This is a genomic window from Devosia sp. (genome assembly GCF_017744655.1).
Lineage (GTDB): Bacteria > Pseudomonadota > Alphaproteobacteria > Rhizobiales > Devosiaceae > Devosia.
Window position 1 is genome coordinate 541,098 of sequence record NZ_JAGIAW010000001.1, and the last position, 18,656, is coordinate 559,753.

At 61.2% G+C, this 18,656-nt stretch carries 17 protein-coding genes; 13 read left to right on the top strand and 4 right to left on the bottom strand.

Annotation, left to right across the window (positions count from 1 at the left end):
- Positions 1 to 8: 8 nt before the first annotated feature.
- From ilvN to J7557_RS02675, 4 genes are all read left to right on the top strand, one after another.
- Entirely contained in the window at positions 9 to 563 is a 555-nt protein-coding gene (ilvN, locus tag J7557_RS02660) for an acetolactate synthase small subunit (RefSeq protein ID WP_035087177.1), read from the top strand.
- A gap of 102 nt (positions 564 to 665) precedes the next feature.
- On the top strand, positions 666 to 1,412 hold the full coding sequence (locus J7557_RS02665) for a pyridoxine 5'-phosphate synthase (protein WP_291417066.1): 747 nt from the start codon (positions 666 to 668) through the stop codon (positions 1,410 to 1,412).
- A gap of 233 nt (positions 1,413 to 1,645) precedes the next feature.
- Positions 1,646 to 2,260, top strand: a complete 615-nt coding sequence (locus J7557_RS02670) for an NADPH-dependent FMN reductase (RefSeq protein WP_291417068.1) — start codon at positions 1,646 to 1,648, stop codon at positions 2,258 to 2,260.
- 154 nt (positions 2,261 to 2,414) lie between these two features.
- Entirely contained in the window at positions 2,415 to 4,337 is a 1,923-nt protein-coding gene (locus tag J7557_RS02675) for a potassium transporter Kup (protein WP_291417070.1), read from the top strand.
- 43 nt (positions 4,338 to 4,380) lie between these two features.
- Here the strand turns inward: J7557_RS02675 and J7557_RS02680 are convergent, their stop codons facing one another.
- Both J7557_RS02680 and J7557_RS02685 read right to left on the bottom strand, forming a co-directional pair.
- Positions 4,381 to 4,800 (bottom strand): hypothetical protein, encoded by a 420-nt coding sequence (locus J7557_RS02680; protein ID WP_291417072.1) that lies wholly within the window; start codon positions 4,798 to 4,800, stop codon positions 4,381 to 4,383.
- Between the two features lie 139 nt (positions 4,801 to 4,939).
- Positions 4,940 to 6,061 carry an NADH:flavin oxidoreductase/NADH oxidase gene (locus J7557_RS02685; protein ID WP_291417074.1) on the bottom strand — a complete coding sequence of 374 codons (1,122 nt, stop codon included), beginning with the start codon at positions 6,059 to 6,061 and terminating at the stop codon, positions 4,940 to 4,942.
- Between the two features lie 146 nt (positions 6,062 to 6,207).
- On the opposite strand from J7557_RS02685, the gene J7557_RS02690 reads away from it, so the two are divergent.
- Positions 6,208 to 7,092: a S9 family peptidase gene (locus J7557_RS02690; protein ID WP_291417076.1), complete on the top strand. Its 885-nt coding sequence runs from the start codon at positions 6,208 to 6,210 to the stop codon at positions 7,090 to 7,092.
- 195 nt (positions 7,093 to 7,287) lie between these two features.
- Here J7557_RS02690 and J7557_RS02695 read toward each other — a convergent pair whose 3' ends face one another.
- A complete protein-coding gene (locus tag J7557_RS02695; protein WP_291417078.1) occupies positions 7,288 to 8,313 on the bottom strand; it encodes a LacI family DNA-binding transcriptional regulator in 1,026 nt (341 codons plus the stop codon).
- 235 nt (positions 8,314 to 8,548) lie between these two features.
- Between J7557_RS02695 and J7557_RS02700 the strand changes: the two genes are divergently transcribed.
- The 8 genes from J7557_RS02700 to J7557_RS02735 all read left to right on the top strand — a co-directional run bounded on the left by J7557_RS02700 (position 8,549) and on the right by J7557_RS02735 (position 17,919).
- Complete coding sequence (locus J7557_RS02700) at positions 8,549 to 9,583, top strand: Gfo/Idh/MocA family oxidoreductase (RefSeq protein ID WP_291417080.1); 1,035 nt, start codon at positions 8,549 to 8,551, stop codon at positions 9,581 to 9,583.
- Between the two features lie 12 nt (positions 9,584 to 9,595).
- Entirely contained in the window at positions 9,596 to 10,492 is an 897-nt protein-coding gene (locus tag J7557_RS02705) for a sugar phosphate isomerase/epimerase (RefSeq protein WP_291417082.1), read from the top strand.
- A gap of 74 nt (positions 10,493 to 10,566) precedes the next feature.
- Entirely contained in the window at positions 10,567 to 11,610 is a 1,044-nt protein-coding gene (locus J7557_RS02710) for a LacI family DNA-binding transcriptional regulator (RefSeq protein ID WP_291417084.1), read from the top strand.
- A 69-nt stretch (positions 11,611 to 11,679) separates the two neighbouring features.
- The gene (locus J7557_RS02715; RefSeq protein ID WP_291417086.1) at positions 11,680 to 12,909 is read left to right on the top strand and encodes a sugar ABC transporter substrate-binding protein; all 1,230 of its coding nucleotides are present in this window, start codon (positions 11,680 to 11,682) and stop codon (positions 12,907 to 12,909) included.
- 204 nt (positions 12,910 to 13,113) lie between these two features.
- Positions 13,114 to 14,016, top strand: a complete 903-nt coding sequence (locus J7557_RS02720; RefSeq protein WP_291417088.1) for a carbohydrate ABC transporter permease — start codon at positions 13,114 to 13,116, stop codon at positions 14,014 to 14,016.
- The gene (locus J7557_RS02725; RefSeq protein WP_291417090.1) at positions 14,013 to 14,840 is read left to right on the top strand and encodes a carbohydrate ABC transporter permease; all 828 of its coding nucleotides are present in this window, start codon (positions 14,013 to 14,015) and stop codon (positions 14,838 to 14,840) included. The genes J7557_RS02720 and J7557_RS02725 overlap by 4 nt, the downstream gene beginning before the upstream one ends.
- A complete protein-coding gene (locus J7557_RS02730; protein WP_291417092.1) occupies positions 14,837 to 15,892 on the top strand; it encodes an ABC transporter ATP-binding protein in 1,056 nt (351 codons plus the stop codon). Before J7557_RS02725 ends, J7557_RS02730 begins: the two co-directional genes overlap by 4 nt.
- A gap of 119 nt (positions 15,893 to 16,011) precedes the next feature.
- The gene (locus tag J7557_RS02735) at positions 16,012 to 17,919 is read left to right on the top strand and encodes a beta-L-arabinofuranosidase domain-containing protein (protein WP_291417094.1); all 1,908 of its coding nucleotides are present in this window, start codon (positions 16,012 to 16,014) and stop codon (positions 17,917 to 17,919) included.
- Positions 17,920 to 18,039: 120 nt separating this feature from the next.
- Here the strand turns inward: J7557_RS02735 and J7557_RS02740 are convergent, their stop codons facing one another.
- Positions 18,040 to 18,612 (bottom strand): helix-turn-helix domain-containing protein, encoded by a 573-nt coding sequence (locus J7557_RS02740; protein ID WP_291417096.1) that lies wholly within the window; start codon positions 18,610 to 18,612, stop codon positions 18,040 to 18,042.
- Positions 18,613 to 18,656: the final 44 nt, after the last annotated feature.

Here is an 18,656-nt window from a genome sequence, read left to right on the forward strand (position 1 = left end):
TTTTACAAATGAACGCACATCTCCAGCCTACCGGCTCCGCCTATTTCCTGACGCAGGAAACCCAGCAGACCGAGCGACACACGCTCTCGGTTCTCGTCGATAACGAGCCGGGCATTCTCGCCCGTGTCGTCGGCCTCTTCTCGGCCCGCGGCTACAATATCGAGAGCCTGACTGTCAGCGAGACCGAACATGGGCGGCGACTTAGTCGCATCACGGTTGTCGTCATCGCCACGCCCAAGACACTGGTTCAGATCAAGCTGCAGCTCGAGCGCCTGGTGCCCGTGCACCGGGTGCATGATCTGACTGCCGAAGGCAACTATGTCGAACGTGAACTCGCCTTGATCAAGGTGAAGGGCACGGGCGATCACCGCGCCGAGACGCTGCGCCTTGCCGAGGCCTTCCGCGCGCATATCATCGATGCGACGGTGGAAAGCTTCGTTTTCGAAGTGACCGGGAAGCCCGACAAGATCGATAGCTTCATTGCCCTCATGTCGCCGCTCGGCCTCGTTGAAGTGGTTCGCACCGGCCTTGCAGCCATCGGGCGCGGCGCCGAAGGGATGTGACGGGTTATCCGCCACATCTCTCATAAGACCTATCAAAAGGTTCGATTGGGCGGCGCGGACGATCCGGTATAGGAAGAACAAAATTCCTACCGAGTCCGCGCCATGACCCTGCTTTCCGTCAATCTCAATGCCGTCGCTCAGCTTCGCAACCGGCGCGATTTGCCCTGGCCGAGCGTCACTGGCATTGCGCGCGTGGTGATGGATGCGGGCGCCAGCGGCATTACCGTTCATCCGCGGCCTGACGAGCGGCATATCCGCCGGACCGATGTCTATGACCTCAGCGCCTTGTTGCGCGAGGAATATCCGGATGCCGAATTCAATATCGAAGGCTATCCGAGCGACGATTTCCTGGAGCTGATCGAGGACGTCAACCCGCAGCAGGTCACGCTGGTACCAGATGATCCGGCGCAGGCGACGTCCGACCACGGCTGGGATTTCGTCGGAAAGGGCAATTTTCTCACTTCGGTTGTCCAGCGTCTCAAGCGTAGTGACCGTCGCATTTCGCTGTTCTGTGATCCAGATGCGGGTCTTGAGGGCGTGACCGCCGCAAAGGCCACCGGTGCCGATCGCGTCGAACTATTCACCGGGCCCTATGGTGGCTGCTATGCCGACCCCATGCGTGCACAGGCCGAACTGACGGCGCTTGCGGAAACCGCGGCTGCGGCGCTGTCGATTGGGATCGGCGTCAATGCGGGCCACGACCTGACCCTCGAAAACCTGCCGGCCTTCCAGCTTGCCGTGCCGGGCGTGGCGGAAGCGTCAATCGGGCACGGAATCACTGCCGATGCATTGTTGCTGGGTTTCGCCGAAGCCACGCGGCGCTACATCGCAGTGCTCGATGAAAAATAGGGGCTCATCGTTCTGCTTTAATGAACGCTGAGTTGGCTCCCAAGAGACAAGGCTGCTGTCCTTTCCCGAAAATGCCCGAAAATCGACGAAAAAGCTGAGATTTCCTATACTTACATTGGTGTGACTGGGTGACCTCCATGTCGCCGGACCACAACCGGGTGCCCTCTTGAGCAAAACTGAGGCAGGCACATATATCGCCTCAGTTACGTTTTGTTACCAAGGAGGGCACCCAAATGTCCAAGCTCAAGATCGGCGTCATCATCTCGTCCACCCGTCCCACCCGCTTCGGCGAAAAGCCCGCCCAGTGGATTTTGGACAAGGCCAATGAGCGCCCTGAAATCGACGCCGAAATCGTCGACCTGCGCGATTTCCAGCTCCCGTTCTTTGACGAAATGGCTTCCAACGCCTGGATGCCGTCGCAGAACGCTGAAGCTGTTCGCTGGCAGAACAAGATTTCCGAATTCGACGGCTTCATCTTCGTCGTTGCCGAATACAACCGTGCCATCACCGGCGCCCTCAAGAACGCTCTCGACCAGGCCTATGTGAACTGGAACAAGAAGGCTTTCGGCGCAGTGGGTTACGGCACTGTCGGCGGCGCTCGCGCCATAGAAAACCTCCGCACCATCGGTATAGAGCTGCAGATGGTTTCGACCCGTTCGGCCGTCCACATTGCCGGCGCCGACTTCATGGCCGTGCATCCGGGCTTTGGTGGCACCAAGTCGCTCACCGAAATCGAAGGCTCGATCGGCAATTCGGCCAAGGACATGCTCGACCAGTTGATCTGGTGGGGCGAGGCTGCCAAGGCTGCGCGCGAAGAAGACGCCGCTGCCGCCAAGGCTGCCGAATAAGTTACGAGGACCTCCAGGTCTCGTTTGCAGCAGGGGGCGCTCCGCAAGGGGCGGCCCCTGTCTCGTTTTTGAATCCGTTACGCTTATGGTGTTGTTTGTGTAAGGTGCCGGGTGTATAGCGGCGCCCGCCCTTAAACAGAGAGCCCCAAAGCTCATGACGCAAGCGGAAACCACCGGCCATCAGGCTGGTATCGCGGCGGCCGACCATATTGGCCATGCGAAAAGCAATCTGCCCATCCTTACCCTTGGTGCAATCGGCGTCGTCTACGGGGACATTGGTACCAGTCCGATCTATGCCTTCCGGCAGGCCATGTATGTGCGGCCAGGGGCCGCTTCCTCGGATATTGAAGTGCTGGGGCTTCTCTCGCTGATCGTCTGGGCGCTGACCCTGACCGTTGCGGTCAAGTACGTGTTCTTCGTGACCCGTGCCGACAACAATGGCGAAGGTGGCACGCTCTCGCTTATGGCCTTGGCGCGCAAGACTTTTACCAATCCGCCCGTCTGGATTACCGCCCTCGGCGTGCTCGGCGCGGCGCTGTTTTTCGGCGACGCGATCATCACCCCGGCCGTCTCGGTGCTCTCGGCCGTCGAAGGCCTTGAGCTGGTGCAGCCGGGGATGACTCGCTGGGTTGTCCCGATCACGCTGGTTCTAATCCTCGGCGTTTTCGCGGTGCAGAGATTCGGTACGGCGAAAGTGTCCATCGTCTTCGGCCCGGTGACTGCTATCTGGTTCCTGACGCTTGGGATTGCCGGTCTTTCAAACATTATTCAGCACCCGGAAATTCTGTGGGCGATCAATCCTTTGCTGGGTGTTCAGTTTCTCGTCACCCATTTCGGCATCGCCTTCGTCGTCATCGGCGCCATCTTCCTGGCCGTGACCGGTGCGGAAGCTCTCTATGTCGATCTCGGTCACTTTGGCCGCAAGCCGATCGTTCTGGCGTGGTTCGGCCTGGTCTTTCCTTGCCTCTTGCTCAACTATTTCGGTCAGGGCGCTTATGTGATCAGCCACGGCGTCGACAATGTCGCGAGCCCGTTCTTCGAGATGATTCCGGAATGGGGACTGCTGCCCTTCGTGATTCTCGCGACCATGGCGACCATCATTGCCAGCCAGGCGGTGATCACTGGCACCTATAGTCTCACGCAGCAGGCGATTGCTCTCAACATGCTGCCGCGCATGGTGGTGCACCACACCTCGGCGACGCAGAGCGGGCAGATTTATATGCCGCAGATCAATTCCATGCTGATGATCGGCGTGCTGGTCCTGGTGGCTGCATTCGGCAGTTCCTCCGCACTTTCAAATGCTTACGGCATTGCTGTATCGGGCGTGATGATCGTGACGCTGATGCTGCTTGTTGTCGTCATGTGGCGCAACTGGAAGTGGCATCCGATTGCCGTGGTGCTTTTCGGTGTGGCCTATCTTTGCATCGATGGCGGGTTCTTTGCCGCCAATGTCTCGAAATTGTTCCAGGGCGGCTGGGTGCCGGCGGCGGTGGCGCTGTTCGTGGCGCTGATCATGTGGAGCTGGATGGCCGGACGTCGGCGCCTGTCGGAAAAGACTCGGCGCGACGAGGTGCCGCTGGAATTCCTCGTCAACAATCTCGCCAAGAAAAAGCCGACCACGGTGCCGGGCACGGCGATTTTTCTCACCAGCGATATCGAGGGCGCGCCGACGGCGCTGCTGCATTCTCTCAAGCATTACAAGGTGTTGCACGAGCAGAACGTCATCCTGACGGTTCGGACTTCGGCTTCGCCGCGCGTGCCTGATGATGAGAAGGTGACGATCGATGCCTATAACGAGCTGTTCTTCCGCGTCGTCGTGACGTTCGGCTATATGGAAACGCCCAATATTCCGACGGCTTTAGCGCTGGCGCGCAAGCTCGGATGGAAGTTCGACATCATGTCGACATCGTTCTTCCTGTCGCGACGTTCGCTGAAACTGGGCAAGAAGAGTGGGCCGTTGCGCTTCTGGCAGGACCGGTTGTTCATCCGTCTCGCCCGCAATGCGAGCGACGCGACCGAGTACTTCCACATTCCCACCGGTCGCGTGGTGGAAATCGGCACTCAGGTCGTCATCTAGCTAGCAGACTGCTCACATTGAGTGTCGCGCCTGGCCGAATTGGTTAGCGCGGCATGTCGGGGCAGACGGTGGGGACAGTCGCGGGCGCAAAGCGCTGTTCGACGACGTCGCTGCCGAGCTTGAGGGACAGGATAAGTTCGTCGGCCGTGAGGGACGAAATATCGGCATTGATGGTCATGCCGTCTTCTTCCCAGGAAATCGCCGTGTCGGAGACTTGCTGCCATTTGGAGAGGCGATAGGTCTCCCAGCAGCTATCGCTGACGAGCGTGCCGTCGGCGAGGAAGATCTGCATGGTGCCGGGGCTGGCCGACTCGCCCTGCTGGACCCAGACCTTGTTGAGCAGCGGATTGTCGCTGTCGCCTTCGTCTTCGATCGCTGCCTCTTCGGCGGTTGCCGGTAGGCAGGCTGCGGTTCCAACTCCCCAGACGCTCAGAAGCGCGATGACGGCAGCCTTGGTATCCATGTTCTCTTCCCTTGAGCTTGACGCTGAAGTGGGTATCGGCAGCGCTTGGCTCAAGGGTGTATTCGCCTTGCGGCGAAATTTCGATAGGTCGGTGAAATTGTTGGGGCGATCGCTGGTTGCGGCTCGCCCCAAATGAGCCTCAGCCCCGCAAGCCGAGTACGCGGTCGTGCTCGGAGACGCGTTGGGTCTGGACGGGCCAGAGCGAGTAGTCCTCGGCACCGAGATAGCGCTGGGCGTGGACTGGCCAATTGGGATCGTTGAGCGCGCCACGGGCGAGGGCGATGAAATCGGCGTCGCCACTGGCGATGATCGATTCGGCGGCATCGAAATCGCCGAGAAGGCCGACGGCCATGGTCGGAATGTCGGCGCCCTGCTTCACGGCGCGGGCGAAGGGCACCTGGTAGGAGGCGGCATAGGCGATGCGGCCCTGGGCGAAGCCGCTGCTCGAGCAGTCGATGGCGTCGACGCCGCGCGCCTTGAGTTCTCGGGCCAGCACGACGCTATCCTCGACGGTCCAGCCGCCTTCGGCATTGTCGCTGACGGAAATGCGGACCAGCAGGGGCTTTTGCGCGGGCCAGACGGCGCGCATGGCCTCGGTGACTTCCAACAGGAGCCGCATGCGGTTTTCTCGGGAGCCGCCATATTCATCCGTGCGGTGATTGGCGAGCGGCGAGAGGAATTCGTTGAGCAGGTAGCCGTGGGCCGCGTGGATTTCGATGGTGTCGAAACCGGCCTTTTCGGCACGCTGGGCGGCGCTGACGAAACCGTCGATGACGTGCTGGATGCCGGCTTTGTCGAGCGCTAGCGGCACCTGGAAATTGGGATTGGTGGGATCGTGCGATTCCGCCGAGGGGGCAACGGGCTGCCAGTGCTCATAGCCGGCCGCGCGGCGCTGTTCTTCGGTTTGCAGGGTTTCGGGGCCGCGCCAGGCGACGGGCGTCGAGGCCTTGCGGCCGGCATGGGCGAGCTGGATGCCGGCGGCGGCGCCCTGGCTATGGAGAAAATCGACGATGCGGGCCAGGGGAGCGATCTGTTCGTCCTTCCAGAGGCCGAGATCGCCATAAGTGATGCGTCCCTCGGGCACGACGCTGGTCGCTTCGAAAATGACGAGACCGAAGCCGCCAATGCCGAAGCGCGACAGATGCGCGAAGTGCCAGTCATTGGCAAAGCCATCCACGGCCGAATACTGACACATGGGGGCAACGACCGTCCGATTGCGCAGGGTGAGGTCGCGCAGCGTGAAAGGGGACATTAGCGTCATGGAAGGTCTCTTGGGATAATTGCCGGGGAGGGCGACGAGGAGATAGATGCATACTCCTGCATTCATCGGCAAGTGCCGATAAAAGAACCGGCTCTTGCGCCTGGTGCATGTCACTGGCTAGTTACTTTGCGGTCAGGGAGGACAGAATGCCGATAACCCGTTCCCGTTTCAGCGAATTGCTTGGTTTTGAAGAGCCGGCGGTATCGCTGGTATCGAGCGAAGAGGAGCCGCAGGGCGACTATGTCATCGAGCATTTGCGGCTGCGCATCGGCGACGAGGTGGTGCGCGGGATTTTGACCCGCCCGGCCGAGCCGGAGGGGCGGCTGCCGGCCATTCTCTATGGGCATTCGCATGGCGGCGCCTATGCCATCGGGGCGCGGGAACTGCTCGATGGGCGGGAATATCTGGCGGGCCCGCTCGGCCCGGTCTTTGCGCGGGCGGGTTATGTTACGCTTGCTATCGACATGCCGATCTTCGGCGAGCGGGCGACGGTGAGCGAGAGTTTTGCGGCCAAGGCGCTGCTTTGGCAGGGCAAATCGCTGTTTGGGCAGATGGTCTCGGAGCACGCGGCGGCGCTGACCTATCTTGCCGGGCGCGAGGATGTCGATCCCGCGCGGATCGGAGCATTCGGGATTTCGATGGGCTGCACGCTGAGCTATTGGCTTGCGGCGCTGGATGACCGGATCGCGGCGGTGGCGCATCTCTGTTGCTTCGCCGACTTCCGCACCATGATCGAGCTTGGGGCGCATGACGGGCACGGGATTTATCTTACCGTGCCGGGGCTGCTGCGCGAGGCGGATGGCGGGACGATTGCTGCCCTCGTGGCGCCGCGGCCGCAACTGGTCTGCATCGGCGAGGCAGACAAGCTGCCGCCGCCGCTGGCCGTGGAGCGAGCCTGGGCGGAATTGGCGCCGGCCTATGCGGGGATTGAAGAGCGGCTGGAGCTGGTCAGCGAGCCGGGGGTGGAGCACCAGGAAACGCCGCTGATGCGGGATTCCATGCTGGCGTTTTTTGGGAAGTGGTTGGGATAGGAAGAAGCCCAACTAGCCTCCTGATGGGGCTCACGGGCGGGCTGGGCCAAGTTGGTGTTTTTCTTCCGCTTGCAAGCACGGCGTCATTCCCGCGAAAGCGGGAATCTTCCTTTCACGCGCGCCGAGGCAGAGATTCCCGCTTTCGCGGGAATGACGCCGTGGATGTGGGCAGGCGGGTGGTAGAGGGGACTGGATTCACACCAGATCGCTCTCGCCCGGAATAAGCTCCATGGGCCAGACCCGTTGCACCATGCCAAGGGGATAGGCATCGGCATAGGCGGGCATGCTGGCGAGGAGGGATTCGCCCAGCGCCACGCCGAGATCGCGTAGCGAGAGGCGGAAGCAGGTGAGGCGTGGGGACATGAAGCGCGATACCGGATTGTCGCGAAAGCCGATGATGGCGAGGTCGCGGCCGGCTTGCAGACCGGCCTCGGCCAATTGGCGGTAAAGGCCAAGCGCCAGAAGTTCGTAGTTGAGGATGATGGCGGTCGGGCGGTCCTTCATCGTCAAGAGGTCGTGGCCAAGCTGATAGCCGCCCACTTCGGATGACGGCACGCGGATGATCAGCGAGGGGTCGAGCGGCAGGCCGTGGCGCTTGAGCGCGGCCTTATAGCTATCGAGGAAGACAAAGCCGAGATTGATGTCATTGCTCGGCACGGCCGCAGCGATGCGGCTATGGCCGGCTGCCACGAGCCGATCGATACCGCGGCGCGCGACGCCGTCGAAATCGAGATCGATCCAGGGATAGTCGCCCGGCGTCATGGAGCGGCCGAGGGCGATGAATGGGATGCGGGCCTTGGTGAGCAGATCGATACGCGCATCCTTGCGGTGCGTGGCCGAGATGATCAGCCCATCCACAAGGCGCCGGCCGATCATACGCTGCAGATAGGCCGAGGGGTCTTCGTCGGCCGGGCAGGGCAGGGCAACGAGGTCGAGGTGGTGGCGGGTGAGAACCGACTGCACGCCATCGAAGACGCCCATGAAGAAGGTGTCGCTATTGCTGTTGATGTCGGCACCGAGCTCGATCATGAAACCGATGGCGTTGGTATTGCCCTGGCGCAGGCTGCGGCCGGCCTGATTGGGCACATAGCCCATGGCGGCGGCGGCTTCGAGCACGCGGCGGCGCGTGTCTTCGCTGACATCGGTCCGGCCATTGAGCGCGCGGGAAACCGTGCCGATGGAAATGTTCAAATCCTGCGCCAGGCGCCTGATGCCCTTCATCCGTCCCCCAAAAAGCCCACCGGAGCTGCTCACTGTTCGCTGAAAGAATGAGCAATCTCAAGGCCCTGCGAACTGTTCTTTTGTGCCGGCCGAAATTTTCTCAACAGGCACCAAAAACGTTTACGGAACCGTCTTGACATGGATTTCATCTCAATTGTAGCGTCGTAAACGTTTACGGTAACGAGACCCTCAAGGCTGCTTCAAGAAACAGCCGGTCCGTTGCGGGGAGGGTTTTGTGCAGTTTACGGCCGTTCTTGCGGGTTGCGGAGCCATGTCCAAAGGCTGGCTCAGCGCATTGACCGAGCACCCCTTGCTCAAGGGGCGGGTGCGGGTCGTTGGGCTTGTCGATCTTGACCCGAAAGTGGCCGAGGCGCGCGCCGCGGAATTCTCGCTTGGCGATGCGGTGATCGGTAGCGATCTCGATACCGTTCTTTCTCAGACCAAGCCGGACCTGCTGTTCGATGTGGTGGTGCCCAGTGCGCGGCCGGCTTTGGTGGCGACGGGGCTCGCCCATGGCTGTCATGTTCTTACTGAAAAGCCGATGGCGCCGACGCTGGATAGCGCGCGCACGATGGTGGAACAGGCCAAGGCGGCAGGGCAGGTTCACGCCGTGGTGCAGAACCGGCGCTATGTGCCGGGCGTGCGGCGCATCCGGCAGCTGATCGAGAGCGGAGCGCTGGGCCAGCTAACCTCCGTCAATTGCGATTTCTTCGTTGGCGCGCATTTCGGCGGATTCCGCGAAGAGATGGAAAACGTGCTGCTGCTCGACATGGCGATCCATACGCTTGATGCCGCACGCTTCATGGTCGGCACGGCGCCCAAGGCGGTCTATTGCCTCGAGGTCAATCCGCCGGGCTCTTGGTATGCCCATGGCGCGGCGGCCAATGCGATCTACGAGTTCGAGAACGACATCGTCTTCAACTATCGCGGCAGCTGGAGCGCCGAAGGGGCGAATACGAGCTGGGAGTCTTCCTGGCGGATCGTGGGCACCAAGGGCACGCTGCTCTGGGATGGCTACAACAGGTTCGAGGCGCATCAGGTTGCGGGCGCGGAAGGCTTTTTCCGGCCGCTGGAGCCGCTCGCCATTCCCGAAATGCCCGACGCTTCCAAGACCGAGGGGCATGCCAGCGTCATTGCTGACTTCCTCGACGCCATCGAGAGCGGCGCACAGCCGGAGACGGTGGGCAGCGACAACATTAAAAGCCTCGCCATGGTCTTTGCGGCCATCGAAAGCGCCAAGCTCAAGCAACGTGTTTCCATTTCTGTTTAGGATTTTCGTTCAGTGACCAACCCCGCCAAATCCATTCGCATCGGCACCATGATCCAGTCCACCGAGGGCAAGGCTCCGGAGAATATCGCCAAGATTGCCGATCTGGGCTTTGAGAGCTTTGAGCCGTTCTTCTGGCAGACGACCAATGGGCAGGACTTGGCGGAACTCGGCAAGCGTTGCCGCGACGCGATTGGAGATCGGGATATCACGATTTCGACCATCGGCATGTTCGGCAATCCGCTGGAGACGCAGGAGAAGGACCTGCTTACGCTCGAAGGGTGGAAGCAGTGCATCGACAATGCGCACCATTTTGGCGCGACATGCGTGGCTGGGTTTACCGGGCGTATTCGTAACAAGCCTCTTACGGATAGCCTGCCGCGCTACAAGGAAGTGTGGAGCGAGCTGGCCAAGCGCGCGGCGGACAAGGGCGTGAAAATTGCCTTCGAAAACTGCGCCATGGACGGCAATTGGCAGACGGGCGACTGGAACATTGCGCACAATCCCGATGCCTGGGAGCTGATGTTCAACGAGACGCCGGACGAGAATATTGGGCTCGAATGGGAGCCATGCCATCAGATGGTCTATCTGATCGAGCCGATCCCGCAGATCCGCAAATGGGCGCATAAATTCTTCCACGTGCATGGCAAGGACGCGACGATCCGCTGGGATGTCATTCGCGAGCACGGTGTCTTCGGCAAGGTGCCGTTCGTCTTCATGCGCACGCCGGGCTTTGGCGACACCAATTGGACCGATGTGATCTCGGAGCTGCGGCTCGCCGGCTACCAGGGCTCGATCGATATCGAGGGCTGGCACGACCCGGTCTATCGCGGCGATCTCGAAATGACCGGCCAGGTGCATGCGCTCAATTATCTCAAGGCGAGCCGGGGTGGCGATTTCGTTTCGCCATAAATCATACTTAACTTGACGGAGCGAAAGAAAAGGTTTTCTCTGCACGAGAAAACGGTTTCTCAGAGGAGGTTTTCGTGAGCGCTGGAGGAGGTCGGGTCCGTATTTATGACGTGGCAAGCCGCGCCGGCGTGAGCGTGGCGACGGCCTCCAAGGCGCTCAACGATACCGGGCGGATGACCGAGGAGACGCGGCAGCGCGTCAAGGCTGCGGCGACGGAACTTGGGTTTCGGCCCAATGCGATGGCGCGCGGGCTGATCCAGAAGCGCAGTTTTACCATTGGGCTGCTGACGAACGATACCTATGGGCGGTTTACGCTGCCGGTGATGGCGGGGATTTCGGAGGCGCTGGTCGATCAGGGCGTGTCGGTTTTCCTCTGCGGGATCGAGGATGATCCGGCGCTGGGGCGGGTGCATCTCGATGCCATGCTCGACAAGCAGGTGGATGGGATCATCGCGTCCGGAAAACGCATCGATCGGCGGTTGCCGGTGGATTTGAGCAATCTGCCGGTGCCGGTGGTCTATGCCTTTACCGAGGGCCATGAGGGCTCGGTGACGCTGGTTTCGGACGATTTTCAGGGTTCGACCGAAGCCGTTGAGCATCTGATCGCGCTCGGGCGGAAGCGTATCGCGCATGTTACGGGTCCCGAGACTTTTGCCTCGGTGAAGGAGCGAGCGAGGGCCTATCGGGCTGGCATTGGTGCAGAGGGCGTCGTGCTTTACGGCGCCTGGTCCGAGCATTGGGGCCATGAGGCGGTGGCGCAGCTCTGGCAACGGCGCGAGACGCCGGATGCCATTTTCTGCGGCAATGACCAGATTGCCCGCGGTGTGGTCGATGCTCTGCGCGAGCGCGGGGTGAAGGTGCCGGCGGACGTGTCGGTGGTGGGCTTTGACAATTGGGAAATTGTCGCGGGCCAGACGCGCCCGCCGCTGACTTCGGTCGACATGAATTTGACGGCTCTCGGCCGGGAGGCCGGGCGGCTGGTGCTGGAGCTTGCAGAGGGCAAGCCGGTGGAGCCGGGCGTGCGGAAACTGCCGTGCCAGCTCGTCATTCGAGAATCCTGTGGCGGTAACGCCGCGGTTACGGAACGTCGCGGAGGTCTTGTTACCGCCGCCGACTAAGCGCTGCTTTTGGGCAGGAGGGCCCTCGGCAGCATTTTTGCGGCGATTGTGCCGCTAGGGAGGAAGTACATGAAACTGCATTTTGCCGGCCTTCTTGCTGCCGTGAGCCTTGGCGCGATGAGCCTCGCCACGCCTGCCTTTGCGCAGGTGACGCTAAAGATCTGGTCGATCGATGGGGTGGATCGCGTCGGTATTGCCGATACGTTCTCGAAGGAATTCGACGAGGCCAACGAGGATATCGTCGTCGAATACCGCGCCATTCCGTTCGACGATCTCGTCAATGAAACGCTGCGTGCCTTTGCGACGGGCAATGCGCCTGACATCGTGTCGTTCGACAATCCCGATTTCGCGCTGTTCTCGTCGCGTGGGGCGATGCTCGACATTACCGACCGGGTTGCCAATTCGAGCGTGATCAAGGCCGAGAACTATTTCCAGGGTCCGTTGAATTCGGTTTCGTGGGACGGCAAGCTGTTCGGCATTCCGAAATATACCGACACGATCGGCGTGTTCTACAACAAGGATCTCTTCGCCAAGGCCGGCATCACCGAGCCGCCGAAGACCTGGGCGCAGTTGACCGAATATGCCGAAAAGCTCACGGACCCGGCCAATAATGTCTATGGCGCGACCTTCTCGGCCCGCGCCGGCGAAGAGGGGACGTTCCAGTTCCTGCCGATCATCCAGATGTCGGGCGGCGGCTATGACAATGTGGCGACCGACGGCGCAGCCGAAGTGCTCGATCTCTGGAAGAAGATGGTCGACAACGGCTGGGCGTCCAAGGACGTTTTGAGCCTCGGCCAGTGGGATTCTACCGGCACGTTCAACTCGGGCAATGCGGCCATGGCCATTTCCGGCCCGTGGGAAGTCGACCGTATGGTGGAAGACGCCAAGTTCGACTGGGGCGTGGCGCTGCTGCCGACGATCACCGAAGGCGGCGAGCGGTCTTCGGCTCTCGGCGGTTTCGACTGGGGCATCATGTCGACCACGAAGCACCCGGACGAAGCGTTCCGAGCGCTCGAATATTTTGCCAGCCAGGACAACCGGATTTTTGCGGAATTCGGCTCAATTCCAGCACGCAGCGATATCGAACTGCCGGTGACCGGAGTCGAGAAGAAGGACGCGGCGCTGAAAGTGTTCCTCGAGCAGCTTCAGTATGCCCAGCCGCGTGGTCCGCATCCGGAATGGCAGAAGATCTCCAAGGCCATCTATGACGCCATGCAGCAGGCGCTGACCGGCCAGATGTCGTCCAAGGATGCGCTGGCGCAGGCCCAGACCACCATCAACGGCATTCTCGGGAAGTAGGGCTCTTCACCTCTCCCTTGGGGGAGAGGTCGGATTACGAAGCGTCACCGAATTCGCGTTGGCGAATTCGGTTGGGGTGAGGGGCCTTGAGCCAAGCTTTTGCCGGAAGGCCTCCTCACCCGGCGCTACGCGTCGACCTCTCCCCCGGAGGGAGAGGTGGCGCGAGCCGCGAGTTCAATGAGCGCCGCCTTGTCTGGAGGTCTTATGCGACGATTTTTGGCTTCCCTGCGCGATGGCGTGGGCTTCGATATTCTGCTGGTGGGCGCGGCGATGGTGTTTCTCATCGCCATGGCTGGCCTGCCCCTGATCTACAACGTGCTGATGAGCTTTCAGCAGGTAGACATGTTCACGCTGGGCTCTCTGATCAGGCCGTGGGCGGGGTTCCAGAACTATATCGATGTGGTGCGCGAGCCGGCGTTCTGGCTGGTGACGAAAAACACTTTCATCTTCGTCTTCTTCTCGATGGGCGGCCAGTTCATCATTGGCTTTGCCCTGGCGCTGTTCTTTGCGCAGAATTTTCCGGGCGCCTCGACCATTCGCGGGCTTTTCCTCGTCTCCTGGGTGATGCCGGGCCTTGTGGTCGGTGCGATCTGGAGCTGGATCCTGGCTGGTGATTTCGGCGTGCTCAACACGATCCTCAAGGGGCTCGGGATCATCCAGTCGAACGTGTTCTGGAAGTCCGATCCGGCCTTTTCGATCTGGGCCGTGGTCATTGCCAATATCTGGCTGGGCCTTGCCTTCAACATGCTGCTGCTCTCGGTCGGGCTTGCCGCCATTCCGCGCGATCTCTACGAGGCCGCCGAGCTCGATGGCGCCAATGCCTTCCAGCGCTTCTGGACGATTACGCTGCCGATGATGCGCTCGACGATTGGCGCCGTGCTGTCGCTCGGGCTGATCGGTACCTTGCAGCAGTTCGACCTTTTCCCCGCAATCACCGAGGGCGGCCCGGCCAATACCTCGACGGTTGCCCAATACTGGTCCTGGCAGATGAGTTTCCAGCTCTATGATTTCGCCAAGGGCGCCACGATTTCGGTGATGATGCTGGTGCTCGTGCTGATCGCCTCGATCATCTATGTGCGCTCGACCCGCCACGAGGTGCGCGGATGACCCGGCCCTATGTCCCATGGCTGCTCGTCGTCGTCGCCCTGGCGCTGGCCGCTGTCTATCTCTTCCCGCTCTACTGGATGTATGTCACGAGCTTCAAGTCGGGCTCGGAAATCTTCGCCAATCCGCCCACGTTCTGGCCGCGCGAGATCGACCTGTCGATCTATCCCAATGTGTGGACGCGGCGGACCATGCACGTGTTCCTCTGGAACTCGACGCTGATCGCGGCGGGGGTTACGGCCATAACCGTGATTTTCGGCACCGGCTGCGCCTATGTGTTGGCGCGGTATCGGAATGTCTGGGTCGATATCGGGCTCTTCTCAGTGCTGATGCTGCAGGTGTTGCCGGCTTCGGTGATGGTGACGCCGCTATTCGTCGCCTTCAATCAGTTCGGCCTGCTCAACTATCCGCGGACGGCGGTGGTGCTGGCGGCGGCGGCGAAGGCCATGCCTTTCTTTGTGGTTCTGGTGCGCGCAACCTTCATGACCGTGCCTCGCGAACTCGAAGAGGCGGCGCTGGTGGACGGCAATTCGCGCGTCGGTGCGTTCTTCTCCATCGTGCTGCCGCTGGCGCGGAACGGCATTCTGGTCTGCGCTATCCTCACCTTCATGAGTTCGTTCGGCGAATACATCTACTCCAAGTCCATCATCCAGAGCCCGGCCTTGCAGCCGGCTAGCGTTGGCCTCTCGGGCTTCCTCGGACCAAATTCGACCGACTGGAACGCCATCATGGCCTATTCGGCGATCTATGTGACGCCGATCCTTGCCGTCTTCGTCCTGCTGCAGCGCCGCATCGTCTCCGGCCTCACCTCGGGAGCACTCAAATGACTGCCCAGATCGAACTCAAAAATATCGACAAGCACTATGGCGCTTTCCACGCGCTGAAAAATGTCAGCCTTTCGATCGAGAAGGGGAGCTTTGTGGCGCTGGTGGGGCCTTCGGGCTGCGGCAAGTCCACGCTGCTGCGCTCGATTGCCGGGCTGGAAACCATTACCTCCGGCGATCTTCATATTGCCGGCAAGGAAATGACCGGCGTGCCGCCGCGGCACCGGGACATCGCGATGGTGTTTCAGTCCTATGCGCTCTATCCGCATATGACGGTTGAAGAGAACCTGACCTATTCGCTGCGCCTGCATGGCGTGGGGAAGACGGAGGCTAAGGCCAAGGCCGCCGAAGTCGCTGCGACGACGGGGCTTTCGGCGCTGTTGTCCCGCTATCCACGGCAGCTTTCGGGCGGGCAGCGGCAGCGCGTGGCCATGGGCCGGGCGATCATCCGCAATCCCAAGGCGTTTTTGTTCGATGAGCCGCTATCCAATCTCGACGCGGCGCTGCGCGTGCAGATGCGCAAGGAAATTCGCGCGCTGCATGACCGGCTGGGGGCAACCTCGGTCTATGTGACCCACGATCAGATCGAAGCGATGACCATGGCCGACTGGGTGGTGGTTATGCGCGACGGGATCATCGAGCAACAGGGGCGGCCGCTTGATCTCTACGACCATCCGGTCAATCGGTTCGTTGCCGGGTTCATCGGTTCGCCGGCGATGAATTTCGTCGACGGTGTCATTGCCGAAGATGGCCGCGGCGTTGTCGTGGGAGCGGGGGATCGTATTCCGCTGGCGCGGCAGGCTGAGCCCGGGCGCAAGGTGGTCGCGGGCGTAAGGCCCGAAAATTTGCGCGTGGCGGAGGGGGCGGGGAGCTTCCACTTCGAGGTGGGCAATGTCGAGTCGACGGGGTCGGCGACCTATCTGACGTCCAAGGACGGTGCGCTGCAGCTGGTGCAGACGGAGCGGCTGGGCTTCTCGGTGGGGGACCGGGTGGGTCTCGATATCGATCCGGCGCTGGTGCACCTGTTTGATCCGCAGAGCGGGGCAAGGATTTAGCTTCAATCTATTCAACTCCCACCGCGTGTCATCCCGGCCTTCGCCAGGGTGACAATCGGGGAGGGAGAGAACTCCAAACTCCAACCAATTCTTTGCTCTAAAAGCGAAAAGGTTTTCTCATGTCTCGTTACGCTCCCGTTCCCTTTCCCGATGTGCGTCTGGAAGGAAAATTCTGGCATGAACGGCTGGAAACCGTGCTCGATCGGACCGTGCCCAGCCAGCACAAGAAGCTGGGTGAATATGGCATTCTCGACTCGCTGAAACTGCCCAATCCGCAGCCGCCGCTGCGCTTCCCGCGGCACAGCAACGGTTTTACCGTGCAGGTGTTTTGGGACAGCGATGTCGGCAAGTGGATCGAGGCGGCGAGCTATGCGCTGGCGCATCGGCGCGATGCCGATATCGAGGCCAAGATCGAAGCGGCGGTGGACGACCTCGAAAAAGCACAAGCGCCGGATGGGTATCTGAATTGCTGGTATCTCGGCCATGAGCCGGAGAACCGCTGGACCAATCTCCGCGACAACCACGAGATGTATAATGCCGGGCATCTGCTTGAGGGCGCGGTGGCTTATTTTCAGGTAACCGGACGGCGACGTTTTCTCGATGTGATGGAGCGCTATCTCGACCACATCTATTCGACCTTCGGCACCGAGCCGGGCAAGAAGCGCGGCTATGACGGGCACGAGGAAATCGAGCTGGCGCTGATGAAGCTCTACTACCTGACCGGGGAAAAGAAGCATCTCGACTTTGCCGCCTATCTCATCAACGAGCGGGGACAGCAGCCGCCGCATTATTTCGACGTGGAGCGGGAAGCGCGCGAGGGGGCGGAGGCCAGGCAGCGCTATGTCTTTGCCAATTACGAATATTCGCAGAGCCACAAGCCGGTGCGCGAGCAGGACAAGGTCGTGGGCCATGCAGTGCGGGCCATGTATCTCTACACCGCCATGGCGGACCTGGCGGCGGAGCTGAACGATCCGGCGCTGAAGCGGGCATGCGAGGTGCTCTGGGACGACGTGATGGAAACCAAGATGTATGTGACGGCGGGTCTTGGCCCCTCGGCGCATAATGAGGGTTTTACGCACGATTTCGACCTGCCGAACCAGACGGCTTATGCCGAGACCTGCGCCTCCGTTGCACTGATCTTCTGGGCGCAGCGCATGCTGCATCTCGATCTCGATGGGAAATATGCCGACATTCTCGAACTCGCCATGTTCAATGGCGCGCTTTCGGGGCTGAGCCGCGACGGCGAGCACTACTTCTATGCCAATCCGCTGGAAAGTGATGGCACGCCGACGCGGTGGGATTGGCACACGTGCCCGTGCTGCACCATGAATGTGTCGAGGCTGGTGGCCTCGGTGGGTGGATACTTTATCTCGACGTCGGACGATGGGGTGGCGTTCCATCTCTATGGGGGGATTGGCTCGACGGTCGAGATCGGCGGGCATAAGGTCGCGCTCAAGGAGTTGTCGAATTATCCTTGGTCGGGTGACATCAGGATTTCGGTCGATCCGGAGACGCCGGCTGCGTTTGACGTAAAACTGCGCATTCCCGGCTGGTGCCATGGGGCGACCGTTTCGGTGAACGGGCAAAAGGTCGAGGCAAAGGCCGTGAACGGCTATGTCACGATCAACCGTAGCTGGGCGAAGGGCGACACCATTGCGCTTGATCTGCCGATGCCGGCGGAGCGGCTCTATTCGCATCCGGGGGTGATCATGAATGCCGGGCGCGTGGCGCTGAAGCGCGGGCCGCTGGTTTATTGCATCGAGGAAGTCGACAATCCCGGTGGGCGTGTGCAGCGATTGAAGATCAAGCGCGATGCGGCGCTGGAGGCGAAGACTGAGGCGGGGCTGTTCGATGGCGTGGTGACGCTCAAGGCAGCGGCTACGGCGATCGACGAGGGGGAATGGTCGGGGCTTTACCGGACGAAACCGCCGGCTGAGCGCGAGGCGAATTTGACGGCTATTCCGTACTATCTCTGGGCCAATCGCGGGCAGGGGAGCATGGTGGTCTGGATTCCGGAGGTGGTTTGAGACCTTCCCACCGACTGTCATCCCGGCGAAGGCCGGGATCCATCCTGAGATCTCAAGATGGGCCCCGGCCTTCGCCGAGGTGACAATTGAGAGTTGGGCGGCTTGGGTGACTAGGCCGTCTTAGCTCCGATAGTGCACGACCATCAGTGCCCGCGCAGGCGCGGTGGAGTCGTTGACGATTTCGTGGGGCAGGTCGGCGCGGTAGCGGGCGGTTTCGCCCTTGGCCAATTTCTGGCTACTGCCGCCGCTGATGACTGTTAGGCCATCGGTCCAGGCGGTCAGATGCTCGGTGGTGCCGGCCGAATGCGGCGAGCTTGCGAGGCTCTTTCCCGGCGCGATTTCGACTTCATACCACTCCACCTGGCTCGCCAGGTTCGGCGGGCTCAGGATGCGCAGGGTCCAGTCGCCTTTGGGCGAGCGGATTTCCGGGGTGTGGGCGAGGCTCACGACCTCGATGGTTTCGGCCTGCTTTTGGCTGATGCCGCCGCCGACCAGTTCCGAGAGATCGAGTTGCAGAGCCTGGGTAAGGCCCCAGAGAACGGCGAAGGTCGGGTTGGCCTCGCCGCGTTCGATTTGCGACAGCATGGATTTTGAAACTCCCGAGCGGGCTGCCAGTTGTTCCAGCGTCAGGTGGCGGGCCTTGCGCTCGGCCTGAATGATGGGACCCAGTTGGGGCGCGGACTCGGTGCTCATACGAATTCCATTGTGGCGGAATAGAAAATCCAATATAGCGGAAA